This is a genomic window from Sphingopyxis sp. UBA6723 (genome assembly GCF_002454115.1).
In the GTDB taxonomy this organism is placed as follows: domain Bacteria; phylum Pseudomonadota; class Alphaproteobacteria; order Sphingomonadales; family Sphingomonadaceae; genus Sphingopyxis.
The window spans coordinates 15733-38679 of record NZ_DKIH01000005.1; the positions used below are offsets into that span (position 1 = coordinate 15733).

General features: G+C 61.0%; 16 protein-coding genes and 1 tRNA gene. 4 read left to right on the top strand and 13 right to left on the bottom strand.

Features of this window, described 5'->3' with window-relative positions; genetic code table 11:
• Nucleotides 1-53 precede the first annotated feature (53 nt).
• A complete protein-coding gene (locus B4F07_RS02780) occupies nt 54-3113 on the top strand; it encodes a TonB-dependent receptor domain-containing protein (RefSeq protein ID WP_293699991.1) in 3060 nt (1019 codons plus the stop codon).
• Between the two features lie 69 nt (nt 3114-3182).
• The gene (locus B4F07_RS02785; RefSeq protein ID WP_293699990.1) at nt 3183-4679 is read left to right on the top strand and encodes a glucoamylase family protein; all 1497 of its coding nucleotides are present in this window, start codon (nt 3183-3185) and stop codon (nt 4677-4679) included.
• Nucleotides 4680-4780: 101 nt separating this feature from the next.
• Here the strand turns inward: B4F07_RS02785 and B4F07_RS02790 are convergent, their stop codons facing one another.
• The 13 genes from B4F07_RS02790 to B4F07_RS02850 all read right to left on the bottom strand — a co-directional run bounded on the left by B4F07_RS02790 (nt 4781) and on the right by B4F07_RS02850 (nt 18386).
• Nucleotides 4781-5644: an endonuclease/exonuclease/phosphatase family protein gene (locus B4F07_RS02790; protein ID WP_293699989.1), complete on the bottom strand. Its 864-nt coding sequence runs from the start codon at nt 5642-5644 to the stop codon at nt 4781-4783.
• Entirely contained in the window at nt 5641-6987 is a 1347-nt protein-coding gene (locus tag B4F07_RS02795) for a GH1 family beta-glucosidase (protein ID WP_293699987.1), read from the bottom strand. The genes B4F07_RS02790 and B4F07_RS02795 overlap by 4 nt, the downstream gene beginning before the upstream one ends.
• Nucleotides 6984-7736 (bottom strand): hypothetical protein, encoded by a 753-nt coding sequence (locus B4F07_RS02800; protein WP_293699985.1) that lies wholly within the window; start codon nt 7734-7736, stop codon nt 6984-6986. The genes B4F07_RS02795 and B4F07_RS02800 overlap by 4 nt, the downstream gene beginning before the upstream one ends.
• A gap of 23 nt (nt 7737-7759) precedes the next feature.
• The gene (locus B4F07_RS02805; RefSeq protein WP_293699983.1) at nt 7760-8575 is read right to left on the bottom strand and encodes a carbohydrate ABC transporter permease; all 816 of its coding nucleotides are present in this window, start codon (nt 8573-8575) and stop codon (nt 7760-7762) included.
• Nucleotides 8572-9468, bottom strand: a complete 897-nt coding sequence (locus tag B4F07_RS02810; protein ID WP_293699981.1) for a carbohydrate ABC transporter permease — start codon at nt 9466-9468, stop codon at nt 8572-8574. Before B4F07_RS02810 ends, B4F07_RS02805 begins: the two co-directional genes overlap by 4 nt.
• Nucleotides 9465-10712, bottom strand: coding sequence for an extracellular solute-binding protein (locus B4F07_RS02815; protein ID WP_293699979.1), 1248 nt, complete (start codon nt 10710-10712; stop codon nt 9465-9467). Before B4F07_RS02815 ends, B4F07_RS02810 begins: the two co-directional genes overlap by 4 nt.
• A 37-nt stretch (nt 10713-10749) precedes the next feature.
• Nucleotides 10750-11793 carry a LacI family DNA-binding transcriptional regulator gene (locus B4F07_RS02820; protein ID WP_293699977.1) on the bottom strand — a complete coding sequence of 348 codons (1044 nt, stop codon included), beginning with the start codon at nt 11791-11793 and terminating at the stop codon, nt 10750-10752.
• A gap of 118 nt (nt 11794-11911) precedes the next feature.
• The gene (locus tag B4F07_RS02825) at nt 11912-12991 is read right to left on the bottom strand and encodes an ABC transporter ATP-binding protein (protein ID WP_293699975.1); all 1080 of its coding nucleotides are present in this window, start codon (nt 12989-12991) and stop codon (nt 11912-11914) included.
• Nucleotides 12992-13014: 23 nt separating this feature from the next.
• Nucleotides 13015-15027 (bottom strand): glycoside hydrolase family 97 protein, encoded by a 2013-nt coding sequence (locus B4F07_RS02830; protein WP_293699974.1) that lies wholly within the window; start codon nt 15025-15027, stop codon nt 13015-13017.
• A 29-nt stretch (nt 15028-15056) separates the two neighbouring features.
• The gene (locus B4F07_RS02835; protein WP_293699973.1) at nt 15057-16427 is read right to left on the bottom strand and encodes an MFS transporter; all 1371 of its coding nucleotides are present in this window, start codon (nt 16425-16427) and stop codon (nt 15057-15059) included.
• 406 nt (nt 16428-16833) lie between these two features.
• Nucleotides 16834-17199, bottom strand: coding sequence for a hypothetical protein (locus tag B4F07_RS02840; RefSeq protein ID WP_293699972.1), 366 nt, complete (start codon nt 17197-17199; stop codon nt 16834-16836).
• 76 nt (nt 17200-17275) lie between these two features.
• Nucleotides 17276-17371 (bottom strand) — tRNA-Lys (locus tag B4F07_RS02845).
• A 532-nt stretch (nt 17372-17903) separates the two neighbouring features.
• Nucleotides 17904-18386, bottom strand: a complete 483-nt coding sequence (locus B4F07_RS02850; protein ID WP_293699971.1) for a GNAT family N-acetyltransferase — start codon at nt 18384-18386, stop codon at nt 17904-17906.
• Nucleotides 18387-18771: 385 nt separating this feature from the next.
• On the opposite strand from B4F07_RS02850, the gene B4F07_RS02855 reads away from it, so the two are divergent.
• Nucleotides 18772-21099 (top strand): TonB-dependent receptor, encoded by a 2328-nt coding sequence (locus B4F07_RS02855; RefSeq protein ID WP_293699970.1) that lies wholly within the window; start codon nt 18772-18774, stop codon nt 21097-21099.
• A gap of 91 nt (nt 21100-21190) precedes the next feature.
• Complete coding sequence (locus tag B4F07_RS02860; RefSeq protein ID WP_293704534.1) at nt 21191-22879, top strand: amidohydrolase family protein; 1689 nt, start codon at nt 21191-21193, stop codon at nt 22877-22879.
• The last annotated feature ends 68 nt before the right edge of the window (nt 22880-22947 follow it).

Sequence of the window (22947 nt, forward strand, 5' to 3'; positions counted from 1 at the left end):
CCAGCGAATGAGACGAAGGCGGGAGATGTCGGGGCACAAAAAGGGAGGATGCCGTGAAGTTTCAGCATGAAATCTCGAACAATTCCGCGCGCCGGTCGCGCGCCAGAGCGGTTGCCGCTGCGCTGGCCTGGAGCAGCGCGGGCGCCGCGCTCGCGGTGGCGGTTGCCACGCCGGCTTATGCCCAGGTATCAAACGCATCGCTACGCGGCACGGTGAAGGCCGAAGGCGGCGTCAGTCAGGTCTCCGCGATCAATGTCGATACGGGCCTGACGCGCAGCGTCGCGGTCGGCCAGAGCGGCAGCTACAATATCGCGTCGCTTCCGGCTGGTACCTATCGCCTTGAAATCACGACCCCGGGCGGCGTGCGCAACACCGATGAATTTACTTTGTCGGTCGGGCAGTCGGCCGTGCTCGACTTCGACTTTTCCCAGCCCGACATCGCGGAAGGTGGCGATGACGCGATTATCGTCACCGGCAGCCGTATCCGGTCGATGGAGGGCGGCGAGGTCGGCACCAACATCTCGCAGCGCCTGATCGAAGTTCTGCCGCAAAATAATCGCAACTTTCTCGCCTTTGCCGATCTGGCGCCGGGAGTGCAGTTCATCACCAACGGCACCGATCAGTCGCGCCTGCAGGGCGGCGCGCAAGGCAGCAATTCGGTCAATATCTTCATCGATGGCATCGGGCAAAAGGACTATGTCCTGAAAAACGGCATCACCGGCCAGGATTCGACGCAGGGCAACCCTTTTCCGCAGCTTGCGATCGGCGAATATCGCGTCATCAGTTCGAACTATAAGGCGGAATTTGACCAGGTGAGTTCGGTCGCGGTCACCGCGGTCACCAAGTCGGGCACCAACGAATTCCATGGCGAAGGCTTTATCGACTTCACCAATCAGGATTTGCGTGATCGCCGCCCGAGCGAGAATTTTCCGACCTACATCCCGAAAATCCGCACCAAGGATCTGCAGTTCGGCGGCGCGCTTGGCGGCCCGATCATCAAGGACATGCTGCACTTTTTCGTTACCTATGAAGGCAAGCGCCGGGTCAACCCGCGCGACATCACGCCGGGCCTGCAACTGCCGGTCAGCTATTTCCCGAGCGAATATCAGGGTGTTTTCGGATCGGCGAATGAGACGTTCAACGAGGATCTGTATTTCGGGAAACTGAACTTTACCCCGACCGACAACGACCTGTTCGAATTCTCGGTCAAATATCGCGACGAGAGCGGCGAGCAGTTCAACAGCGGGATCGCCGCGTTTGAAACGCGAACCATCGCCAAGGTCGAAGAATGGCGTGGTCTGGCGCGCTGGGAACATACGGCAGACACGTGGGTCAATGATTTCAAGGTCGCCTATGAAGATGTCACCTGGGGGCCGCGCCCGGTCAATTTCGGCAATGTGTCGGTGTTCAACGCCACCGTTCCAAACCCGCCGCCGGCCGTCACCACCCGCCGCGGCGACATTCTGCGCATCGGCGCGGGCAGCAACTTCCAGGACAAAGGCCAGACCGGCTGGCAGGTGTCGAACGACTTCACCTATACCGGCCTGGAAGGCCATACCTTCAAGGTCGGGGTGAAGGGAAAGTGGGTCGAGCTCAACACCAACACGCAGAACGGCGTGAACCCGGTGTTCACTTATAATGTGAACTACAACCCCAATGGCGGGACATTCAACGACGACATCCCCTATCGCATGGTGTTCAGCGCCCCGGTCGCCGGCGGTGATCCCAACATCCGGTCGAAGAATTTTCAGTTCGGCGTTTATGTGCAGGACGATTGGGAATATGATGACCGTCTGACCCTGAACATCGGCCTGCGCTGGGACTATGAGCGAACGCCGGCGTTTCTTAACTACAAGCATGACCCGGCGATTGCCGAATTCGTTGCGGGCCGGGCATCCTATGTCGGGCCGAATGGCGCCGTCACCCCGCCGTATGCGAACCTCGTCAATGCGGACTATGACATCGACGATTATATTTCGACCGGAAGCGAGCGTAAGGCGTTCAAGGGAGCGTGGCAGCCGCGCCTGGGCTTTACCTACGCGCTCGACGACGAAAAGCGCTTCTCGATCTTTGGCGGCTACGGCCGGTCGTATGATCGGACGCAGTTCGACAATATCCAGCAGGAATTGACGCAAGGCCTGTTCGCGACGCGTACCTTCAACTTTAACAACCCGGGAGACACGCTCAACGTCTGTGCGCCGAGCGCAACCTGCATTCCTTGGAACCCGGTTTATCTTACGCCGGAAGGTCGCGCTGCGCTGGTGGCCGGACTGCCCGCTGGCGCGGGCCGGGAACTGCGCTTTATCAAGAATGACCTGAATGTGCCGTATTCGGACCAGTTCAGCCTGGGCGTTCGCGGCCGGTTCGACCTGCTCGATCTGGAGCTTGGCTACTCTTATGTCGAAAGCAAGGACGGCTTCGTCTATCTACTGGGCAACCGCCGTCCCAATGGCGCCTTCTTCCCACCGACGGGCAATGCGGATTCCCCGTTTGGTTTCGCACCGTCGCCGTTCGGCAGCATCATCATCGGGGACAATGGACTCGAGACGCGCGCCAACACGGCATATTTCAAGCTGACCAAACGCTACACCGAGTTTTCGCCGTGGAGCCTCGACGCGACCTACACCTTCACCGATGCCGAGGAAAACCGGCAGTTCGGCGAAACCTTCAGCCTCGATTTCCCGAGCATCGACGACTATAATTTCATCACCTCGACGGGCGTGCGCAAGCACCGCTTCGTAATGGCGGGGTCGGTCGATATTCCTTACGGGATCACGTTGTCGGGCAAGTTCCAGATGGCATCGCCAAAATATCTGGCTGCGCTGGTCAGCACGCCGGGACAGCCGCTCAGCCGCGAAGTCATCTCGACGAAGACCAAAGGTAATGGCGATCTGTGGGGTTACCGCCAGATGGACTTGTCGATTACCAAGAATATCCCGCTCAAATTCCTGACCGATGAAACGAGGGTGCGGCTGCGCGTGGACATCATCAACCTGTTCAACGATCGCAACTTTAGCGGCTTCAACGCAATTACAGGCCTTCGTAATCCGAACGATCTGGCCATTGATGGCCAGCCGCGAACGATTAAGCTATCGGCCGGTTTCTCTTTCTGACCGGCTGAACCAGGCGCTTGGCCCGCACCCCCTCCCGTGGGCTGGGCGCCTGATTTTTTGGAGTATCGAATGTCGTTCCGGATCGGGGCGCTTGCGTTGCCCCTGGTGGCGCTGACCGCCGCCTGCACCGCCACCCCCGCGCCGATCGCCGCGGGTGCGGCCGCTCCACCGGCGCTGGCGCCGATCAGCGAAGCGGCGTTTTCGGAAGAATTGACCGAGCGGACCTTCCGCTATTTCTGGGACACCACCGACACCCGGCGCTGCCTGGCGCCCGATCGCTGGCCCAGCAACCCCTTTTCCTCGATCGCGGCCACGGGCTTTGCGCTGACTGCTTATGGCATCGGCGCGGAGCGCGGCTATGTGACGCGCGCCGAGGCGGCGCTGCGCACCCGCGACTGTTTGCGCTTTTACTGGGCCGCGCCGCAAGGGCCGGAGGCTGCCGGGAACACCGGCTACAAGGGCTTTTTCTATCATTTCCTGAAGAATGACGACGGTACGCGGTACAAGACCAACGAGCTGTCGACCGTCGATACCAGCCTGTTTCTGGGCGGCGCGCTGTTTGCGCAAAGCTATTACGACCGCGATGACCCGGTCGAGGCCGAAATCCGCGATCTGGCGGAAAAGATCTATACCCGCGTCGACTGGACCTTTGTCCAGCGGAACCGCACCGGAACCGAGGCGCGCAACCTGGCCGGTTCACACGGGATCACGATGGGGTGGAAGCCCGAGAAGGGGTTCGAAACGCACGACTGGGTCGGATATAACGAGGGCATGCTGGTCTATGTGCTGGCGCTCGGATCACCGACGCACCCCGTCGGCAAGGACGCGTGGGACAAGGGCTGGGCGGCCCACCTCGAAAAGGACTGGGGCACCTATTACGGGCAGCAGCATCTGCAGTTCGAGCCGCTGTTCGGCCACCAGTACAGCCATGTCTGGATCGATTTCCGCAGCATCAAGGATGCGTTCATGCGCGGCAAGGGCATCGATTATTTCGAGAACAGCCGCCGCGCGACGCTGGCGCAGCGTGCCTATGGAGCCGATAATCCGAACAAGTGGACGGGTTATAGCGCTGACATCTGGGGTTGGACCGCGTCGGATGGGCCGATTTTTTCCGAAGGCAAGCTCGTCGTGAACGGGAAGCCGCGAAACTTTAACACCTACATGGCGCGCGGGGTCAGCGCGATCCGGGTCGTCGATGACGGGACAATCGTCCCCACCGCAGCCGGTGGTTCGATCCCCTTTGCGCCCGAGGTGACGATCCCGGCGCTGATGGCGATGCGCAGCCAATATGGCGAGCGGCTCTATACCCTTTACGGGTTCAAGGATGCCTTCAACACCAGCTTCACCTTCAGCGATGCGGCATCGCGCAGCGGCACCGTCGATCCGGTCCATGGCTGGGTTGCCAATGACTATCTGGGTATCGACCAGGGGCCGATCCTGGCGATGATGGAAAATCATCGCAGCGGCTTTGTCTGGAATGTGATGCGACGGAACCCACATATCGTCCGCGGGCTGAAACGGATCGGCTTTACCGGCGGCTGGCTCGATACCGCAGCCGCCGAATAGACCCTGCCGTCATCCCGGCGAAGGCCGGGACCTCACCCTCTCGTTCTGGTCGCGCCGGCGAGATCCCGGCCTTCGCCGGGATGACAAATTTGGACAGGGCGTTAGCACGCTTTCCCGACGCACAGGTCGGCCAGCACCGGATAATGATCGGACGGCAGCTTGCCGCCCGTATGCTGCGTCAGCGTAGCGTGACGAAGCACCGCCACGCCGTCGCTCACGAAAATATGGTCGATCGGGCTGACTGCGAGTTCGTCTATCTTGAAGCCGGTAAAAGTGCCGAGCGGCCCGAAATGCGGGGTACGGCTGATTGTCAGCGTGTCATGGAGCGCGTCCACGCCGGTCTCGATAATCGCCGCATAAGCAGGGCCGTCGGCCATAGTGTTGAAGTCGCCCATAAGCACCACCGCTTCACCGCGCTTGCGGTTCGCGCCGATCCAGCGGCGGAGCTGCCGCGCGCTTTCAACGCGCGCCGCGGTCCCGACATGGTCGAAATGCGTATTGACGGCGAGCAGCGTCCGGCGCGAACCCTTGTCCTTGAGGCGCGCCCAGCTCGCGATGCGCGGCAGGGCGGCGTCCCAGCCCTTGCTTGGCATGTCGGGTGTGGGCGATAGCCAGAAGGTACCCGATGCGACGAGCGCGAAGCGGTCGCGGCGGAAACCGAGCGGTGAAAATTCGCCCTTGTCCTTCCCGTCGTCGCGCGCCGCGCCGACAAACGTATAGCCCGGCAAATCGGACTCAATCTCCCGTTTCTGGTGGAGCAACACCTCTTGCAAGCCCGCCAGATCGGGCGCGTAATAGGCGACCAGACCGGTCAGCGCGCCGCGCCGGTGCGGCCACCCATTGTCGCCGTCGGACGCGATGTCGAGCCGGATATTGTACGTCATCGCGCTGTAGCGGTCGGCGCGTTCCTTCGCCGCCACAGGCAGCGCGAGCAACGTCGCCAGCAGGACTAACAGGAATCTCATCCGAGATTGCCGCCGTTCGCCGCGATCACACTGCTGTAGAAACGTGCACTGCGCTTCGGCGTGCGGACCTGTGTCCCATAATCGACATGGACGATGCCGAAGCGTTTCGAAAAACCAAGTGACCATTCGAGATTGTCGAGCAGCGACCAGGCCATATAGCCGCGCACGTCGACGCCTTTTGCAATGGCGTCACCGATCGCTGCAATATGTGTGCGCAGATAATCGCAGCGCAGCGGGTCGTCGATGCCATCCGGCCCCGCGGTAGGGGGATCGTAAAACGCGGCGCCATTTTCGGTGATATAGACCGGGATGTCGCCATAAGTGTCACGGAACCAGACCAGCGTATCGGTGAGGGCAGGGGGATAGACCTCCCAGTCGGTCGTCGTATGCGTCGCGACCTGCTTTACCGGCGACGCGCCGAGCGGCCACTGGTTCGGATCGGCTTTGACGACATTTCGCGTGTAATAATTGATGCCGATGAAATCCACCGGCTGGCAGATGTCCTTGAGATCGTCTGCCGACCAGTCGGGCCATGCCTCGCCAAATATGTCGGCGAGTTCGGCGGGATAGCTGCCCTTCAGCGCCGGGTCGAGATATTGGCGATTCATATAGGCGTGCGCGCGCGCCGTTGCGGCGACATCCTCGGCGCTGTCGCTGGCTGGATATTTGGGTTCGATGTTCACAACCAGGCCGATTTCGTGCGCGCCCTGGCTGCGATAGGCCTGCACTGCGCGGCCGTGCGCGCGCATCAGATTGTGGCTGGCGATCGGGGTTTCAAACAGGTTGCGGTGACCGGGTGCGAGGGCGCCGTGAAGGTACCCGCCGTCGGTGATCACCCATGGTTCGTTCAGCGTCACCCATTTCTTCACGCGGCCATCGAGGCGGCGATACATCACCGATCCATATTCGGCGAACCAGTCGGCGCTGTCGCGGTTCAGCCAGCCGCCCCTGTCGTCGAGCGCCGCGGGCAGGTCCCAGTGATGGAGCGTCAGCAGCGGCTCGATGTCGTGCTTCAGCAATTCGTCGACCAGCCGCTCGTAAAAATCGAGGCCGGGTTCGTTCACTCGCCCGATCCCCTCGGGCAATATGCGGCCCCAGTTGACGCTGAAGCGATAGGCTTTGAGCCCGAGCTCCTTCATCAGCGCGACGTCGGCAGGCATGCGGTTATAATGGTCGCAGGCGATATCGCCCGTGTCGCCCTTGACCGCCATCAACCGCGGATCGTGGCTGAACCGCTGCCAAATGCTGGCGCCCGCCCCGTCGGCGAGCGGCGAACCCTCGATCTGATAGGCAGCGGTGGCGGCGCCCCACAGGAAATTGTCGGGGAAAACAGTCTGCGTCATTTCTTGTCCTTGGTAGGCACGGGAGTGGGAAGGCGATGTTCGAGCAGCCAGGCGTAAAGCGCTGGATCGTCATAGGCCGGATCCCAGGCGTTATGGCCGAGATCGGGATAGATGGTCAGGCGAACCTTGCGGCCGCCGCACGCGCGGATGGCGCGCGCCATGTTGAAGCTCCCTTCCGGCGTCACGACATCGTCGCGGTCGCCGTGAAAGGTCCAGACGGGCAGGTCCATGAGCCGACACGCGCCGCCCGGATCACCACGGCCGGCGACGGGGGCTACTGCGGCAAAGCGCCGTGGCTGGGCAATCGCCCAGCGCCAGCTGGCATGGCCGCCGCGGCTGAGTCCGGTGAGATAGATCCGTGCCTGATCGATGCGATACGTCTTGGAGATATGGTCGACCAGCCTGTCGAGCCTGTCGATCTCCCAATCCTGATCGGCGCCGAGCAGCGGTGAGACAGTGAGAAACGGGAAAGCCGGATCGCGGTCGGCGATCTTCGGCGGGCCGTGGACCTTGACCTTGGCGACATCGTCGCCGCGCTCCCCCGAACCGTGGAGGAAGACCAGCAGCGGATACGCCTTGTCCTTGTCGGTCAGATAGCCCTTGGGCAGGAACAGCTGATACGGATAATTGCCGGGCTCGATCGCTTGCTGGGGCGTCTGTCCTTCGACCATCGGGGGCATTTTGGTCCTTGCAGTGGCGGGGGCGGCGGCAAGGGCGAGGCCCAGCAACGCTGCGGTCCAATATCTCATGCGATTGTCCTTGGTTGAAAATATCATCCTTTGACGCTCCCGGTCAGCAGGCCGCTCAGATAGAAGCGCTGGAGCGCGAGAAAGAGGATCAGCACGGGCAGCGTCGTGACGACCGCCCCCGCCATCATCAGCTCATTGTCCTGCACATGCTCGCGGCTCATCGCGGCAAGTGCGACGGGTAGCGTGTAAAGCTGTTGGTCGGCGAGGATGATAAGCGGCCACATGAAGTCGTTCCAGCTGCCCAAAAAGACGAATAGCGCCAGCGTGACGATGATCGGGGTCAGGATCGGCAGTACGATACGCCGCAATATCTGTCCTTCGCTCGCCCCGTCGATGCGTGCCGCTTCGAGCATTTCGTCGGGGATCGACAGGCAATACTGCCGGACGAGGAAGATGCCGAAGATGCCCGCGAGCCAAGGCACCAGCGCACCGGCGTAGCTGTTCACCAGACCCATCGCTTTGAGTTCCAGGAACAACGGCAGCATTCCGATCTGGCCAGGCACGACGAGCGCGGCCACGAGCAGGCGGAAGATCGCATCGCGGCCGGTGAAGCGCAGCTTGGCAAAGGCGTAACCCGCCGGGATCGTGAACATGAGCGCGAGGACCGTCGCGAGCGTCGAGACGAGGATGCTATTGGCGAGGAAGCGCCCGATGCCAAAGCTGCCGAACAGCGTGCGGTAATTTTCCAGGCTGGGATCGGCCGGCAACAGCGGCGGCGGGAACTGCGCCGCTTCGCCCGGCGCCATGAAGCTCACCGATAGCATCCACAGCAAGGGTGCGGTCGTGAGCAGCGCGACCAGCGCCGCCAGCAAGGTGACCGTCCAGCGGCGCGCGCTCATATCGCCCCCCCGCGCTTGGCCAGTCGCAGTTGCACCAGCGTCACTGCGAGGATGCACAGGAACAACAGGAACGCGACCGCCGCACCCGACCCCAGATTCCACCATTTGAACCCTTCCTCATACATGAAATAGAGGACGGTCGTGGTCGATTGGGCCGGACCGCCCTGCGTCATCACATAGGGCTCGGCGAATAGCTGGAACATGCCCGCGACGGTTAACACCGATACCAGCAGCGCCGTTGGCGCAAGTGCGGGCAGGGTGACGTGGCGCAGGCGTGTCCACCAGCCCGCGCCGTCGATGCGCGCTGCCTCGTCCAGCTCACGCGGCACGGTCTGCAGCGCAGCGAGGAAGATGATCATGTTGTAGCCAAAGGTCTTCCATCCGACGAAGATCAGGATCGCGGGCAGCGATGCGGTCGGGCTGCCGAGCCAGTCGATTGGCGGAACCCCGACCAGCGACAGCAGGTAATTGACCAGGCCATAGCGGGTGTGAAGCAGGTAGCGCCAGACGACTGCGGTCGCGACGAGCGTCGTCACATAGGGCGCAAAAAGCGCGACGCGCCAGACAGGGCGCCACATCAGCCAGCGCGAATTGACCAGCATCGCCGCAAACAGCGACAGTGCGACGATAAAGGGTGTCCCGACCACCACGAACAGCAAGGTGTTCGTCATCGCCTTCCAGAACAGCGGATTGTCGACCAAACGCGCATAATTCTGGAAGCCGACGAAGCGCAGATTGTCGAGGTTGGCGAGCGCATAGATGTCGAAGTCGGTGAAGCTGAGAAAAAGCGACGCGATCGCCGGAAACACAAAGAACAGGGTGATCGCGGCGAGCGCGGGCGACGACATCGCCCAGCCCGCGCGGGCCTCGCGCACGCGAAGCGCGGCGCTCATAGGGCGAGTCCCTTGTCCAGCATCCAGCGCCGCTTTTCGAGAAGGCGATTGGCGCGGCGGTCGATCTCCGCGGCCGCTTCATCGACGCTATATTGTCCGCGCACCATGCGTTCGGCGACGACCTGCATTTCGGTGACGACACGTTCCCATTCCGGTATTTTTGGCAGCGCCGTCGCGCGATCGAGCTGCGTGGCGAATGGCGCGACGACAGGGTCGCTGACCAGCCCTGCCTCGCGCCACACCGAACGCCGCGCGGGCAAATTTCCGGTCAGCCGCTGAAAATTGAGTTGCGCCGAGGGTGCGAGCAGGCGGGAGATAAGATCCCAAGCCGCCTCCGGATTTTCGGTGCTGGAAAAAACGACCAGGCTCGACCCGCCCGGCGCCGCCGACCCGATGCCGGTGGGGCCGGGGTTTGGCGCAGTGCCCCATTGGCCGTGCATGGCCGCGGGCAGCCGGCTTTTCATGTCGCCGATCGTCCACGGACCCGAAGTAAAGATGCTGAAAAAACCGCGGGCAAACTCGTTCCAGATATTCGAAATCTGTGTTGCCGAGGCAAGCGGCGCAAGCTGTTCGTCGAACAGCGATTTGTAGAAGGCGAGCGCCGCCTTGAATTCGGGATCGGTGAAAGCCCCGCGGCCGCCCTCGTCGCGCAGCAGTCGCGCCCCGGCCGACAGTGCGATGGTGAGCAATTGTTCGAATTCGTTGACCGGCAGCAGCACGGCATAATTGCCGTCGCCCGCGACCGCCTTGACCTTGTGCAGAGCAGCCTTCCACCCATCCCAGTCGAGCGGCGGTGCGGCGTAGCCGACGCGCGCGAACATGTCCTTGCGGTAGAATTGCAGCCGCGTGTCGACATACCAGGGGATCGCCCAGGTCCGGCCGGCGATGCGGTTCGTGTCGGCGACGGCGGCGAACTGGTCGTCCAGCAAGCGCTCTGCCGATGCCGGGACGGGCGCGATCGCCCCAATCGCCGCCATTTCGGCGATCCAGCTGTTGCCGACCTGGCCGATCGCGGGCAGCGCGTTTCCGGCAAAACCCGTAAGCAGTTTCTCATGCGCCGCCGTCCAGGGCAGTGGCTGCACCGTCACTTTCGGCAACCCGGCAGGAAGTTCGAGACTTTTCAACAGTGCGGGCAAATTTGCAGCTTCATTGCCCATTGCCCAGATCGTCAGCCCGTCGGCACTGCGAGCGCCGCATCCGCCGAGCATCGGCAGCAGGGGCAGCGCCGCAAGCGCGCCCGTCATTCGGCGCCGCGTCACCTGCATCGGGCGCCGCCACCGATCATGCGCGCGCGCCGCGCACCGGCGCTTTGTCTACAGTCGTACTGCCCAATGCACCGCCGGTGGTACCGCGGGCTACCAGCGTCGGGGTGAGGATGGTTCCGCTCGCCGCGGCCAATGACTCGCCGCGCAGGATGCGCAGCAACATCATCATCGCCGTCGAACCAAGGCGGTCGATATTCACCTGCATCGTCGAGAGCGACGGATTGAGGTGGCGGGCGAGGGGGATGTCATCGAAGCCCGCGACCATGATGTCGCCGGGGACCGACAAGCCTGATGCCGCCAGTTCGGCGATCAGTCCGACCGCCATCTGGTCATTGGCAGCAAAGACTGCGTCGGCCGGAAGTCGACCCTGCACCAGCAGGCGCCCCGCCTGCGCGCCGCTTTCCTCGGAAAAGTCGCCGGGAAGAATGGCGGGGCTCTTTATCTTCGCGATCTTGGTCATCGCATCGACAAAACCACGCTGGCGGTCGCGCGCGTCGCGATTATGCCTGGGACCGGCGATATGCACGACTTGTTTCGCGCCACGCGCCAACAGCGCCTCGGTCATTGCATAGGCGCCGCGATAATTATCGACCGCGACGAAGGGGAGGTCGAGCGAGTCAGCATCATAGTTGAGCAGGACAGTCGGAAGCGCGGGGTCGAGATAGCCCGACAGCAGTTCGGGCTTCACATCGGGCGGCATGACCAGCAGTCCGTCGACGCGGCCGCGCATCGCGGCGATCGCGGCCGCGGTTTCATGGGGGCTGCCGTGCATGTTGCCAAGCAGCAGATGCATCCCCGATTCATGCGCCACCAGGTCGATGCCGCGGATGATCTCGGAGAAAAACTCGCCAAACAGGTCGGGCAGGATGACCCCGACGGTGTCGGTCTTGCGCCGGGTCAGGCTGCGCGCGCCGCTGTGCGGAACGAAATTGAGCTTCTTGACTGCCGCGAGCACGGCGTCCTTCGTCGGGCCGGTCACATTGCTGTGGTCGTTGATGGCGCGCGATGCCGTGGCGACAGAAACCCCCGCCTCGCGGGCGACGTCCCTTAACGTTGCCATGCTGTTCGCCCCCTCAAGTTCCGATGGCGCCGGGTTGGCGGTGCGACGCCTTTGATATTCGGACAGCCGGGCGCGGAAACGGCATGAGAGTAACCGGTTACAGTTGCAAAATGCAAGGTCATTTGCGCGCTTCGCGGGCTAGCGCGGCGCCGTGGGCGTCGAACAGGTGCAGGCGGTCGGACGGCAATTGAACCGCCACCGTTTGACCTTCGATGAGGTGGATGTCATCGCGCAACTGGCAGGCGATCGGCTCGCCATCGGCTTGCAGATGCACGGTTGCCAACCCGCCAAGCCGTTCGACAAAGCGGATTGTAAACGGCAGCGCATCGGGTGCTGCGCCAATCCGGACGTCTTCCGGCCGGATGCCGACCGACACCCTGGCACCTGGTGCCAGCGTGTCCGCCATTGCTGGCAGCTTGATCTCCCGGCCATTGTCCAACCGGGCCTGCCGGTGGTCTGTGAGCACCGCCGGAATGATGTTCATGCGCGGCGTTCCCAGAAATTGGGCGACAAAGATGTTTGCGGGTTGCGCATAAATTTCACGTGGGGTGCCGACCTGTTCGATGATCCCGTCACGCAGCACGATGATGCGGTCGGCGAGCGTCATCGCTTCCACCTGGTCGTGGGTGACGTACAGCGTGGTGGTGCCCAATGTCTTGTGCAGCGCCGCGAACTCGTAGCGCATCCGGACGCGAAGGTCGGCGTCCAGATTGGAGAGCGGTTCGTCGAACAGGAAAATCTGCGGCTGGCGGACAATCGCGCGGCCAATCGCGACGCGCTGACGTTGGCCGCCCGAAAGCGCCGCAGGCTTGCGTTCGAGCAAGCCCTCGATGTTCAGGATCGCGGCCGCGCCGCGCACCGCAACATCAATCGCGCTCTTATCGACCTTTGCGATGCGCAGCGCGAACGCCATATTTTCGTAGACGGTCAGGTGCGGGTAAAGCGCATAGCTTTGAAAGACCATCGCGATACCGCGCGCCGACGGTGGCAGGTCGGTGACGTCCCGGCCGCCAATGACGATGCGCCCCTCGGTCAATGCTTCCAGACCCGCTACCGCCCGCAACAGCGTCGATTTGCCGCAGCCGGACGGGCCAACGATCACCGCGAACTCGCCGTCGGCCACGTCGATCGATACGCCGTGCAGCACCTGAGTTTCGCCGAAACTCTTGCGTGCGTTCTCGATCGACAGTCCGGCCATGAGTTCTCCCTGTGCCGCGCGACCTAGCGCGCCGGACTTATCGCAATGGCGAAACCGCCGCCTGCCGCCATGCGGATCGGCCATTTCGTCGCTGCGGTCACCGCCTTGGTCTCGATGGTCATCGCAAACGGATCGCCGTCGATGCCGCCTTGGGGACCGTCGCGCCAGATCGTCGCTGAATAACGCTTGCCTGCGGGCAGGAAAGCGAAATCGACCGTTACGCCGCGGGCCGTTTCGTCCGTCACGCCGCCGACATACCAGTCGCCGCCGCCACGTCGCTGCCGCGCAAAGACGGCATAATCGCCGATTGCGCCGCCAAGCACGCGCGTTACCTCCCAGTCCGCGGGGACGCGCTTGATGAAATCGAACGCCGCCGGCCGTGCTTCGTAATGTTCGGGGAGGTCGGCGGCCATCTGGACCGGGCTATAGATCACCACATAGTTGGCGAGCTGCTTCGCGAGCGTCGATGGAATTCGTCGCCCGCCCTTGCCGGTCAGGCTGACAATCCCGGGCGTGTAATCCATTGGGCCCGACAGCATCCGGGTAAAGGCCAGATTGGCTTCATGCTCTGGCGGGTTGGGCGGGTCGCCCCACGCCTGATATTCCATCCCCCGCGCGCCCTCGCGGCTGACCATATTGGGCCAGGTTCGTCGCAGTCCGGTATCCTTGACCGGCTCGTGCACGTTCACCGACATGCGGCGTTTCGCCGCAGCTTCGGCGACCGCCTGATGATGGCGAACCTGATACTGGCCGTCGTGCCAATCCCAGATCTCCTCGCCGTCATTGTCCTGGTGCAGCACACCGCCGGCGTCGGCGACATAGCCCGTCTTGACCGAGGGTATGCCGTAGCGCGCATAATAATCGAACGCAGCATCCATCTGGGCGGCATAACGACCGGAATTTCCGGCCGTTTCGTGGTGCCCCATGATGGCGACGCCCTTTTTGCGCGCATGGGCGGCGACCCGGTCCATGTCGAAATCGGGATAGGCCGCAGCAAAGTTGAAGTTGCGCCCGTGATCGCCGATCCAGTTGCCGTCCCAGCCGATATTCCACCCCTCGACCAGCACCGCGTCGAAGCCATGCTTGGCCGCGAAGTCGATATATTTCAGGGTGTTTTCGGTCGTCGCGCCATGTTTCGGTCCGCTGTGCCAACTGGCCTGGTCAAGGTGCATGGCCCACCAGATGCCGATATATTTGAGCGGTTTCACCCAGCTGACGTCGCCCAGCTTGTTGGGTTCGTTAAGGCTGAGGATCATGTCCGACGCGGCATAAAGACGCGGCGCGTCGTCGGCGATCAGGATTGTCCGCCACGGCGTTTCGAACGGCGCGGCGCGGCGCACCTTTGCTGGCTGGGACGATGGGGAAAGGCGGGTGCGAAAACGCTGACCGTCGATCCGCTGCAGCCAGAAGCTGGCATAATCGACCAGCGCCGCCTCGTGGATCGCGATATGCAGGCCATCGTCGCGGCGAAAGGTGATCGGCGAATGCGCAGTGCCGACCTGGTTCGCGGGGGTATGGTTATAGAGATATTCGTAACGGTTCCACTCGCCCGCCGGAATCCACCATGCTTCGGCCGTACCCGCGATGTTGAACTCGGTGAGCTCTTCATCGATCTGGACGTCGCGGAGCTGGGCCTGGTCGGGGAAGGCAAAGCGAAAGCCGACCCCGGTGTCGAACACCCGGGCGATCAGGTCAATCCGGCGCTTGCCCCCGATCAGTTCGGTAATCGGAACCCGCATTTCCCGGTAATGGTCGCGGACCCAGCGATTCTCGCCCCACGGCTGTTCCCAGCGCTTGTCGGTCTCGGAATAGCTCGCTTTGCCGAGCGCTGTTGCATGTTCGAACTTGCCATGCCCGCGCAGCATGAAACCCAGCCGCGATGGCGCGATGATCGGCTTGCCGTCGCGCGTGACGCGATACGTCGGTATCTCGCCCACCGTCGTCAGCGCAAAGCAGGTGCGCGTATCGGGCGAACAGACTTCGTGCGTCACGTCGTCGCGTGCCGCCGCAGGTGAAGCTGCAAGGACAGCGAGCATAACGCCGCCGAGACGGGCAAGGCCGCGCATTAGTGTACCGAAACGACCGACGCCGCCGCCTTGACCGGCGCGCGACCGGCCGCGAAGGCGAAAATGCTGAGAAGGGCATAGCATAGCGCGGGCAGGGCAAAGGCGGCCGCATAGCCCATCGCGTCGGACAGACTGCCAACGAGCACGGGAATGATCGCCCCGCCGATGATCGCCGTGCAAAGCAACCCCGAAGTCGCCTCGGCCCGCGCACTCGACCGTTCAAGGGTTAATGTGAAAATGACCGGGAACATGATGGAATTGACCAGCCCGATCGACAGCGCGACGAAGCCCGCGTTCACGCCGCCGACAAAGACGATATAGAGACAAAGCACGCACGCCGCCGCAGTAAAGGCGGCGAGCAAACGCGCAGCTGGCGCGAGCGCGAGCAACACCGAACCGATTGCGCGGCCGACCATCGCGCCGCCCCAGTAAAAGGCGACCGCCTTGCCGGCCTCTTGCAGCGAGACGCCAGGAATGCCGTCGCTGCCCATCGCAAAGCCCAGCAACGGAACGCCAAAGGGCGCCTCCGACTGCCCCCAGACGGCGTCGCTGTTGAGGAACAGCGCCATTTGCGTGCCGATTGCGACTTCGGCGCCGACATAAAGGAAGATCGCGAGCGCTCCAAACACGCCCCATCGCGATGAAAAGGCCTCGCGGATCAATTCGCCCATGTTGGCGCGCTCGCGCGTGGGTGCGGGGGGAACCGCGGCGCTGACGATCCGGCGGCTGACCCAGAAGAAGAGGATGAGCGCGACAATCAGGCCGCAGATCCAGAAATAGGCGGCGTCGATCCCGGCCAAGGCCTGATCGCGGACGCTGTCGGAAATGGTCGCGCCATCCTTGACCTCGACGCCTTCGAGAAACAGGTGCGCGCCGATCAACGGGCCAAGGAAGGTACCAAAACTGTTGAAAGTCTGGCTGAGGGTCAGTCGGAAATGGCTCCATTTGGGATTGCCGAGCGCCGCCGCGAGCGGATTGGCGGCGACCTGCAAAATCGTGATCCCGCTTGCCAGCATGAACAGGCCCACCAAGACGAGCGGATAGATCGCCAGATTGGCTGCCGCCAGCATGACCAGGCAGCCCGCGACCATCGTCACCAGCGCAGTCAGGATCGAGGGAATCGAATGAAAGCGGGCAATCAGCGCCGCCGCGGGAAAGGACATGACGCCATAGGCGATGAAAAAGGCAAAGGCCGACAGCTGGGCTTCGGCATCACTCAGGGTGAAAATACCCTTTACCGCCGCGACCAGCGGGTCGATCATCGACGTGATGAAACCCCAAGCAAAAAATAGGACCGTGACCGCCGCAAAGGCCGCGGCGGCGGTCGATCGACCGCTGGGTGCTGCATAGTCCTGCGCGGGTTGGCCCATATTTTTGTCCTCTTCCCTGATTTTATTCTGGGCCGGTCTAACTGCACCCATAGGGCAATGCAACCGGTTACATCTTTGTCACCTAGCTGGAATTGTGGAGTGCAAGCGCTTAGATGTCGCACAGTTACGACGCGGCGTTCGATTGGATAAGGGATGAAAATCCGGCCGGCATCAAGATGGGCATTGGCAACGAGGTGATGCGGCTTGCCAGGATAGATCTCCGAGATTGATGCTTCGGTGAGGCTATGGATGCTGATCCAATGGACGCGATCAATGCGGGGTGGACGTTCTTGAAATGCCCGGCGCATTCGCTCGACGGTGTTCGGGTCCGGCCAAAAGCCGTGCTCCATGCTGTAGATTACCACTAAGCGCCGCGTACCACTTTTGTGGGCCGACTTCCTAACAATCAGAGCTTTGGCGTGTTTAGCCTTCTCCCGCGGATGGAGCGACCGTCGGACATCCGCAAATCGCGGCCGCAAATCGGAAAGCGGCGCGAACTCTGCCAACTCCATCTGCATTTTCCGGCCGAGGTCTCCACTATGAAGGCGAGATCGTTTTCCTCGGTTTGCTTCGGTTGGTCAAAGGGGGCGAGCGTCGGCTCACTTTCTCTGGCGACCCAACGGTCAACCGCCTTCACAAAGCGGCTGGCGATCAGCTGCTCGCGTTCGGCCTTGTGCTGCGGCAAGGGAATCACGAACCAAGTCGGCCCATTTGGGCGGGCGCCGGCCGGCCCGCTTTCGCCTTGGGGATGGATCGCGATCCTGCTCATCATTCGGTGCCCCAGACGAGGCCATGGAAACCAAACTGGAGCAGCGAGCGCGAAATTGCCCAACTAAGTCTTTGGAATATGGTGGACGCACTAGGGCTCGAACCTAGGACCCGCTGATTAAGAGTCGATCCGTTGTGGTATATTTGGTAGCATTAACAGGTACTTAGATGCATCCGTTTCAAGCGGCTGGTCCAGTATGCCACAACGGACCACATGGCGCTACAATGCGCGACGTCACAAGAACGCCTACAGTCAGGCGAGCCGCTGTGGCCTGTTTTGCGCCTCATCTAAGCCGTAGCTGCCGTCGAAACCGCTCCCCGAAATCGGACGTTCTCAGCGTCGGAGGCGGAGGAGAACAGCGCGACTGATTTGAGCGGTGGCCGCCGGTGAAATCGGCACTCGAAAGCCGCCGCAGGCCAATGTGGGAATACCGGTTCGGGGGCGGCGCCGGACGTTTCACATTGCCGATCATTTTTCGGTTTCCGAAAGGGGCGAGATACGCTCCGACCTTAGGCCAATCTGGGGACGTGGTTTTCCCGCTACCTTGAGACGACTTAACAGCGCTTGAGAACTAATACGCTGTTATGGCGGTTTCCGCGTAACCAAAAGCTGGGCGGTAGAGCGGGTGGCGGCGTTAGGCGACTCCGTCTGCGAACGAAAAAGAAGCTTTCCTTTAGAAAAGCGCAGGCTTTCGAGCATTGTGATCGCTAAAGTTCTATGTGCATAATTAGTGCATCAACTTCCCCGTGAACAGGGTGCTCGAAAGCACGCGGCAGTCTGCCGACCGTCGTAAATCCTAAGGACTTCCACAATCCTATGGCTCGTTCGTTCGTCGATACGACGAAGTTAAACTGCATTGCGCGAAAATCCCGCTGCCGCGCGTGGTTCAGTGAATGCTCGCACATTCGACGGGCGATTCCCCGGCCGGCCGCAGCGCTGGCCGTCATATAGCCACAATTACATACATGACGTCCCCCACCATGCTGATTTGGCCGCAGGTAATATGTGCCCAGAATTTGGCCGTCGGTAACGGCGACAAAGGATTCCTTGTCACCCCCGCACCAATAAGCGATTGCGTCTTTATCGCTCATGTCCCGGTCGAGTGTATAAGTCTCACCGGCGCGAATAACGGGCCCAATGATCGACCAAATCGCTGAATGGTCTTCTGCGGTTGCGACACGAATCAACATCTCTCACAATCTAAGCCATTCGCTTTCTTAAGCAATAACACCTGCCAAGCCCTACGGCCAAGGCTGAGAATTCCTCTCGGCGTTTGCGCGCAACGCCTTGCTATTCGATCTGGCCGATCGGAAATAAGTTTCCTATTTGCGGGTAGTTTTCCAGCAATAGAAATTCGATTCGATTGGCGAACTGCCGATGTACGGGTCACGAGCGGACGTATGCGACAAAATCACGGAGGAAATTGGCCCAGGGCGTAGAATGTCCGGAAATTTGACAGTTTGAAGAATTTTCTGTGTTTTATCGGTGAAAATACCGAGCACCTTCGGTCGGAGCGATGTTAGCATCATAAAATTCCAAGAATCGGATCGATTGTGGAAATAAGGGGACTTTCAAATGGCATTTAGTGGAATATCGCTACGTGGAAAAGATCGCCAGACGCGTGCCACCTTGTTAGCTTCGGCGATGTGTGCGGCAGTTGTCTCCCCCGCGGCGGCTCAGGAGGCGGAGCAAGCTCAAGAGTATGTCGAGGCTACCGGCGGCGAGATTGTCGTAACGGCGCTGAAGCGCGACACGCGACTGCAGGATACGCCGTTGGCTATTTCTGCCGTTACGGGTGAGTCGCTCGAACGAGCCGGCACGACCAGCTTCACCGAATTGACGTCCAATACACCCAGCCTGCGGATCGTTGACAATGGACCGGGGAACCGCCGCGTCATCCTTCGCGGCGTCGTGGGTTCGGGCGAACCCACGGTCGGCGTATATTACGACGAATCGCCCGTGTCCGGCTCGGTCGGCACAAGCAGCGATGCCGCAAGCAGCACACCCGATTTTCGCGTGTTCGATGTTCAGCGTGCGGAGGTCCTGCGCGGCCCTCAAGGCACGCTTTACGGTTCTGGCTCGATGGGCGGAACCGTCCGCATCATTTATGAAAAGCCCAAAACTGACTTGATCGAAGGCGCCGCTGCGTTCAATATTTCCTCGATAAAAGGCGGCAGCCCCGGTGCGTCGGTAGATGGCATGATCAACCTGCCGATCGTCGACGACAAATTGGCGCTCCGCGTTGTCGGCAGTTATCAGCAGTTCGGCGGCTATATTGATAACAGCTATTATGGTCTCAAGAATATCAACGATGGTTACAGCTACAGCGGACGCGCACTGCTCCGCTTCACACCGACCGAACGGCTGACCCTCGACCTTGGTGCTTATTTCACCAAGGTTTCCACCAACAGTTCGCGTTGGTTTTTTGAAACCGGCGAAGAGCAAGTGACGAACGCCCGCGCCGAATCCGGTAACTACGACGAAAGCCGGATTTACAGCGCCACGCTGAACTATGATTTTGGACCCGTATCCATGACGGCGGTGTCGACCTATTTCGATCGTGACCGTATCGTGGTCGGCGACGTCAGCGATACGTTCAACGGCCGCGCGAACGCTGCAGGTTGCGCGCGTTATTTGTTGCGCAATACCACTGCCACCTGCTCGGCGCCAGAACTCGGTTCCTATTTGGAACTGACGAACACCATTCTGTTTTCCAGTCTGTACCAGCCGCAAAGCGTGAAAAACTGGACGAACGAGTTGCGTTTCAGCTCCACCGGCAGTGGCCCATTCAACTGGACGTTTGGCGGCTTCCTAGAAGATCGCAAATCGACTGTTCGCTCGACTCTGCTTTCGGCCGATCCACGCACCGGCGAACTCTATCCCTTTGTTCCGCAAAACATCTATTACGACCGCACAATCAACGATCGCTTGAAACAAAAGGCGTTATTTGCCGAGCTTTCATACCAGTTTTTCGACCGGCTGACGGCTACGGTCGGGTCGCGCTGGTACGAATATGATAAGGTTGTTGGGGGCGTGGTGGAGCAAGGCCAGATTCATTATGCCTCGGTTCCCAGTCCTTATACCGAGGCTCAAACCACCGAAAACGGTTTCGTCTACAAGTTCAACCTATCGTATGAATTTAGCCGGGACCTGATGATCTACGCGCAAGCGGCGCAGGGTTTCCGCCCCGGCGGCGTCAACCAAGCAATCGGTTTGCCGGCCGCCTTTGCCGCGTATACTTCCGACAGCCTCTGGAATTATGAAATCGGGATGAAAAGTCAGCCGATTTCGGGCATCTACTTCAATCTCACGGGATACCAGATCGACTGGACAAATATGCAGGTGTCGGCTCGGACCGCCGGGACTGGATCGGTGTTCGGCCTGATCTCGAACGTCGGTGCGTCGCGCATCCGCGGTGTTGAAGCCGAAATAAATGCGACCCCCGTCCAGGGACTGTCGATGACCGCCAACGTTGGCTACACCGATGCGAAACTTACCGAAGACCAAGTCAGCGCGGTTGTGATCGCCGCTGGCCGCAAAGGTGATCGGCTTCCCTTCGTTCCCAAATGGAATGTCAGCGCATCCGCCGAGTATATCTGGACGCTCAGCGACAGCCTGGAAGGTCTGGTGCGGCTCGACGGAAGTTATGTCGGTTCTTCCTATTCCACTCTTGCAGCGACCGATGCCTTTCGCCGCAAGGTCGATGAATATGGACTGGTCAATGCACGCTTGGGCGTTCAGGCGCCCGACAATGACTGGAGCGCGCATCTATATGTGAACAATCTGTTCGACGCGCTGGCAATTACGACCAAATCCAGCAGCTCGAACACAGGCGGGCTGACGATCACCCATGGCGCGCCGCCGCGGACGATCGGTCTTAACCTTACCAAGCGGTTTCGTTGAAGACAGCGGGCGCGGCGGTCGCAGTGTTCCGCCGCGCTCCCAACCCTGAGAGCACAGGGCTTTCATCAGGTTTATACGGAGAGGTCTAATGATGACGAAGTTCAAGCATATTGCGCCGCGGGCACTACTGATCGGCACAGCTAGCCTGTTTGCCACCATTGCCGCTGCGCCGACATTCGCGCAAACCGCCGAACCGGCGGCGCAGGCGGTCAAGCCGCGCGCAGGCGCCGTTCCTGCGCCTGCGCGCCAGCAAGGCGAAGGCGTAGGTCCTTTTCGCAAAATGGTCATCCGCGGTGTCACCTTGATCGACGGCAGCGGGGCCCCGCCGCGCGGGCCGGTCGATGTCGTCGTTGAGAACAACATGATTACGTCGATCGAAGCGGCTGGCACGCCAGGCCTTGCGATGGTCGACGGCCGTGCACCGCGTGATGCCGATTATGAATTGGATGCCGCGGGCATGTTCATGCTTCCCGGTTTCATCGACATGCACGTCCACGGGTCGAGCGACGATAAAGCCCCAGATCTTAGTTATTCCTACAAGCTGTGGTTGGCTCATGGTATCACGAGCGTTCGCGGGGTCGATTTGGCGCCGTTTGAAACTTCGCTGAGCGAGCGAGGACGGTCGGCGCGCAACGAGATCGTGGCGCCGCGTATCTTTGCATATCATCGACCGGGTCAGGGGGACGGCTGGACTGGGGGATTGACCAACACGCCGACCAAAGCGCGCGAATGGGTCCGCTGGGCGGCAAAGGCAGGAATCGATGGGATCAAATTGGGAGCCGACGCGAACCAGCCCCCCGAAGTGCTGGAAGCGATCTATGACGAAGCCGCCAAGCAGAATATCGGAACGGTGGCCCACCTGTCGCAGATCGGCGTTGCGCGCATGGATGCCAAGCATGCCGGCGTCGCCGGGCTGGGGTCGGTAACTCATTTCTATGGTCATTTTGAATCTCTGTTGAAGAATGGCCCGGTTCAGGACTGGAACCCTGACTATAATTTCATGGACGAGCAGCATCGTTTTGCCGACGTTGCGAATTTGTATCGTGAAAGCTTTGAGCCCGGCTCCGACGAGTGGAAGGCCTATCTGCAAAGCCAAAAGGAAAATGGCGTCACCTTCGACCCGACGATGACCATTTACGCGGCGTCGCGCGATCTAATGCACGCGCGCAATGCCGACTGGCATGCGCGCTATACGATGCCACAGCTGTGGAACTTTTTCCAATCCTCGCGTGAAAATCATGGCTCCTACTTTTTCGACTGGACGACTGAAAAAGAAGTGCGCTGGCGCAATTTCTATAAAAAATTCATGGCGTTGGTTAACGACTACAAGAATATTGGCGGTCGGGTCACGACGGGATCGGACTCGGGCTTCATCTTCAAAACATATGGGTTTGGACTAATCGAGGAAATGGAACTGCTGCAGGAAGCGGGATTCAATCCCTCGCAAGTCATCCAGGCGGCAACCTTGAACGGCGCACTAACGCTTTATGAACCGAAGGGCATCGTCGCCCCGCCGATCGGGACAGTGCGCGTGGGTAAGCTCGCCGATATGGTCTTGGTGAAAGAGAACCCCATGCAGAATTTCAAAACGCTCTACGGCACGGGTGCGCTGCGGCTCAATGAGCAGACACAGAAGCTCGAGCGCGTCGGCGGGGTCAGCTACACGATCAAGGATGGTATCGTATACGATGCCAAAAAACTGCTCGCGGATGTTGCCGACATGGTGAAGTCGGAAAAGCGGCGGATGGGAATGCCCGAAGATGGCGTTCCCTTGCCCTGATGAGAGAAAGGCGGCGCCACCACGGCGCCGCCTTATCCAAAAGGGGTGCCGAGATAAATGGGACTTTC

Excerpts from the sequence above, each read along its gene's own strand:
- B4F07_RS02785 (WP_293699990.1), top strand. The coding sequence starts at position 3,183 with ATGTCGTTCCGGATCGGGGCGCTTGCGTTGCCCCTGGTGGCGCTGACC.
- B4F07_RS02790 (WP_293699989.1), bottom strand. The coding sequence starts at position 5,644 with ATGAGATTCCTGTTAGTCCTGCTGGCGACGTTGCTCGCGCTGCCTGTG.
- B4F07_RS02795 (WP_293699987.1), bottom strand. The coding sequence starts at position 6,987 with ATGACGCAGACTGTTTTCCCCGACAATTTCCTGTGGGGCGCCGCCACC.
- B4F07_RS02800 (WP_293699985.1), bottom strand. The coding sequence starts at position 7,736 with ATGAGATATTGGACCGCAGCGTTGCTGGGCCTCGCCCTTGCCGCCGCC.
- B4F07_RS02805 (WP_293699983.1), bottom strand. The coding sequence starts at position 8,575 with ATGAGCGCGCGCCGCTGGACGGTCACCTTGCTGGCGGCGCTGGTCGCG.
- B4F07_RS02810 (WP_293699981.1), bottom strand. The coding sequence starts at position 9,468 with ATGAGCGCCGCGCTTCGCGTGCGCGAGGCCCGCGCGGGCTGGGCGATG.
- B4F07_RS02815 (WP_293699979.1), bottom strand. The coding sequence starts at position 10,712 with ATGACGGGCGCGCTTGCGGCGCTGCCCCTGCTGCCGATGCTCGGCGGA.
- B4F07_RS02820 (WP_293699977.1), bottom strand. The coding sequence starts at position 11,793 with ATGGCAACGTTAAGGGACGTCGCCCGCGAGGCGGGGGTTTCTGTCGCC.
- B4F07_RS02825 (WP_293699975.1), bottom strand. The coding sequence starts at position 12,991 with ATGGCCGGACTGTCGATCGAGAACGCACGCAAGAGTTTCGGCGAAACT.
- B4F07_RS02830 (WP_293699974.1), bottom strand. The coding sequence starts at position 15,027 with ATGCTCGCTGTCCTTGCAGCTTCACCTGCGGCGGCACGCGACGACGTG.
- B4F07_RS02835 (WP_293699973.1), bottom strand. The coding sequence starts at position 16,427 with ATGGGCCAACCCGCGCAGGACTATGCAGCACCCAGCGGTCGATCGACC.
- B4F07_RS02840 (WP_293699972.1), bottom strand. The coding sequence starts at position 17,199 with ATGATGAGCAGGATCGCGATCCATCCCCAAGGCGAAAGCGGGCCGGCC.
- B4F07_RS02850 (WP_293699971.1), bottom strand. The coding sequence starts at position 18,386 with ATGTTGATTCGTGTCGCAACCGCAGAAGACCATTCAGCGATTTGGTCG.
- B4F07_RS02855 (WP_293699970.1), top strand. The coding sequence starts at position 18,772 with ATGGCATTTAGTGGAATATCGCTACGTGGAAAAGATCGCCAGACGCGT.
- B4F07_RS02860 (WP_293704534.1), top strand. The coding sequence starts at position 21,191 with ATGACGAAGTTCAAGCATATTGCGCCGCGGGCACTACTGATCGGCACA.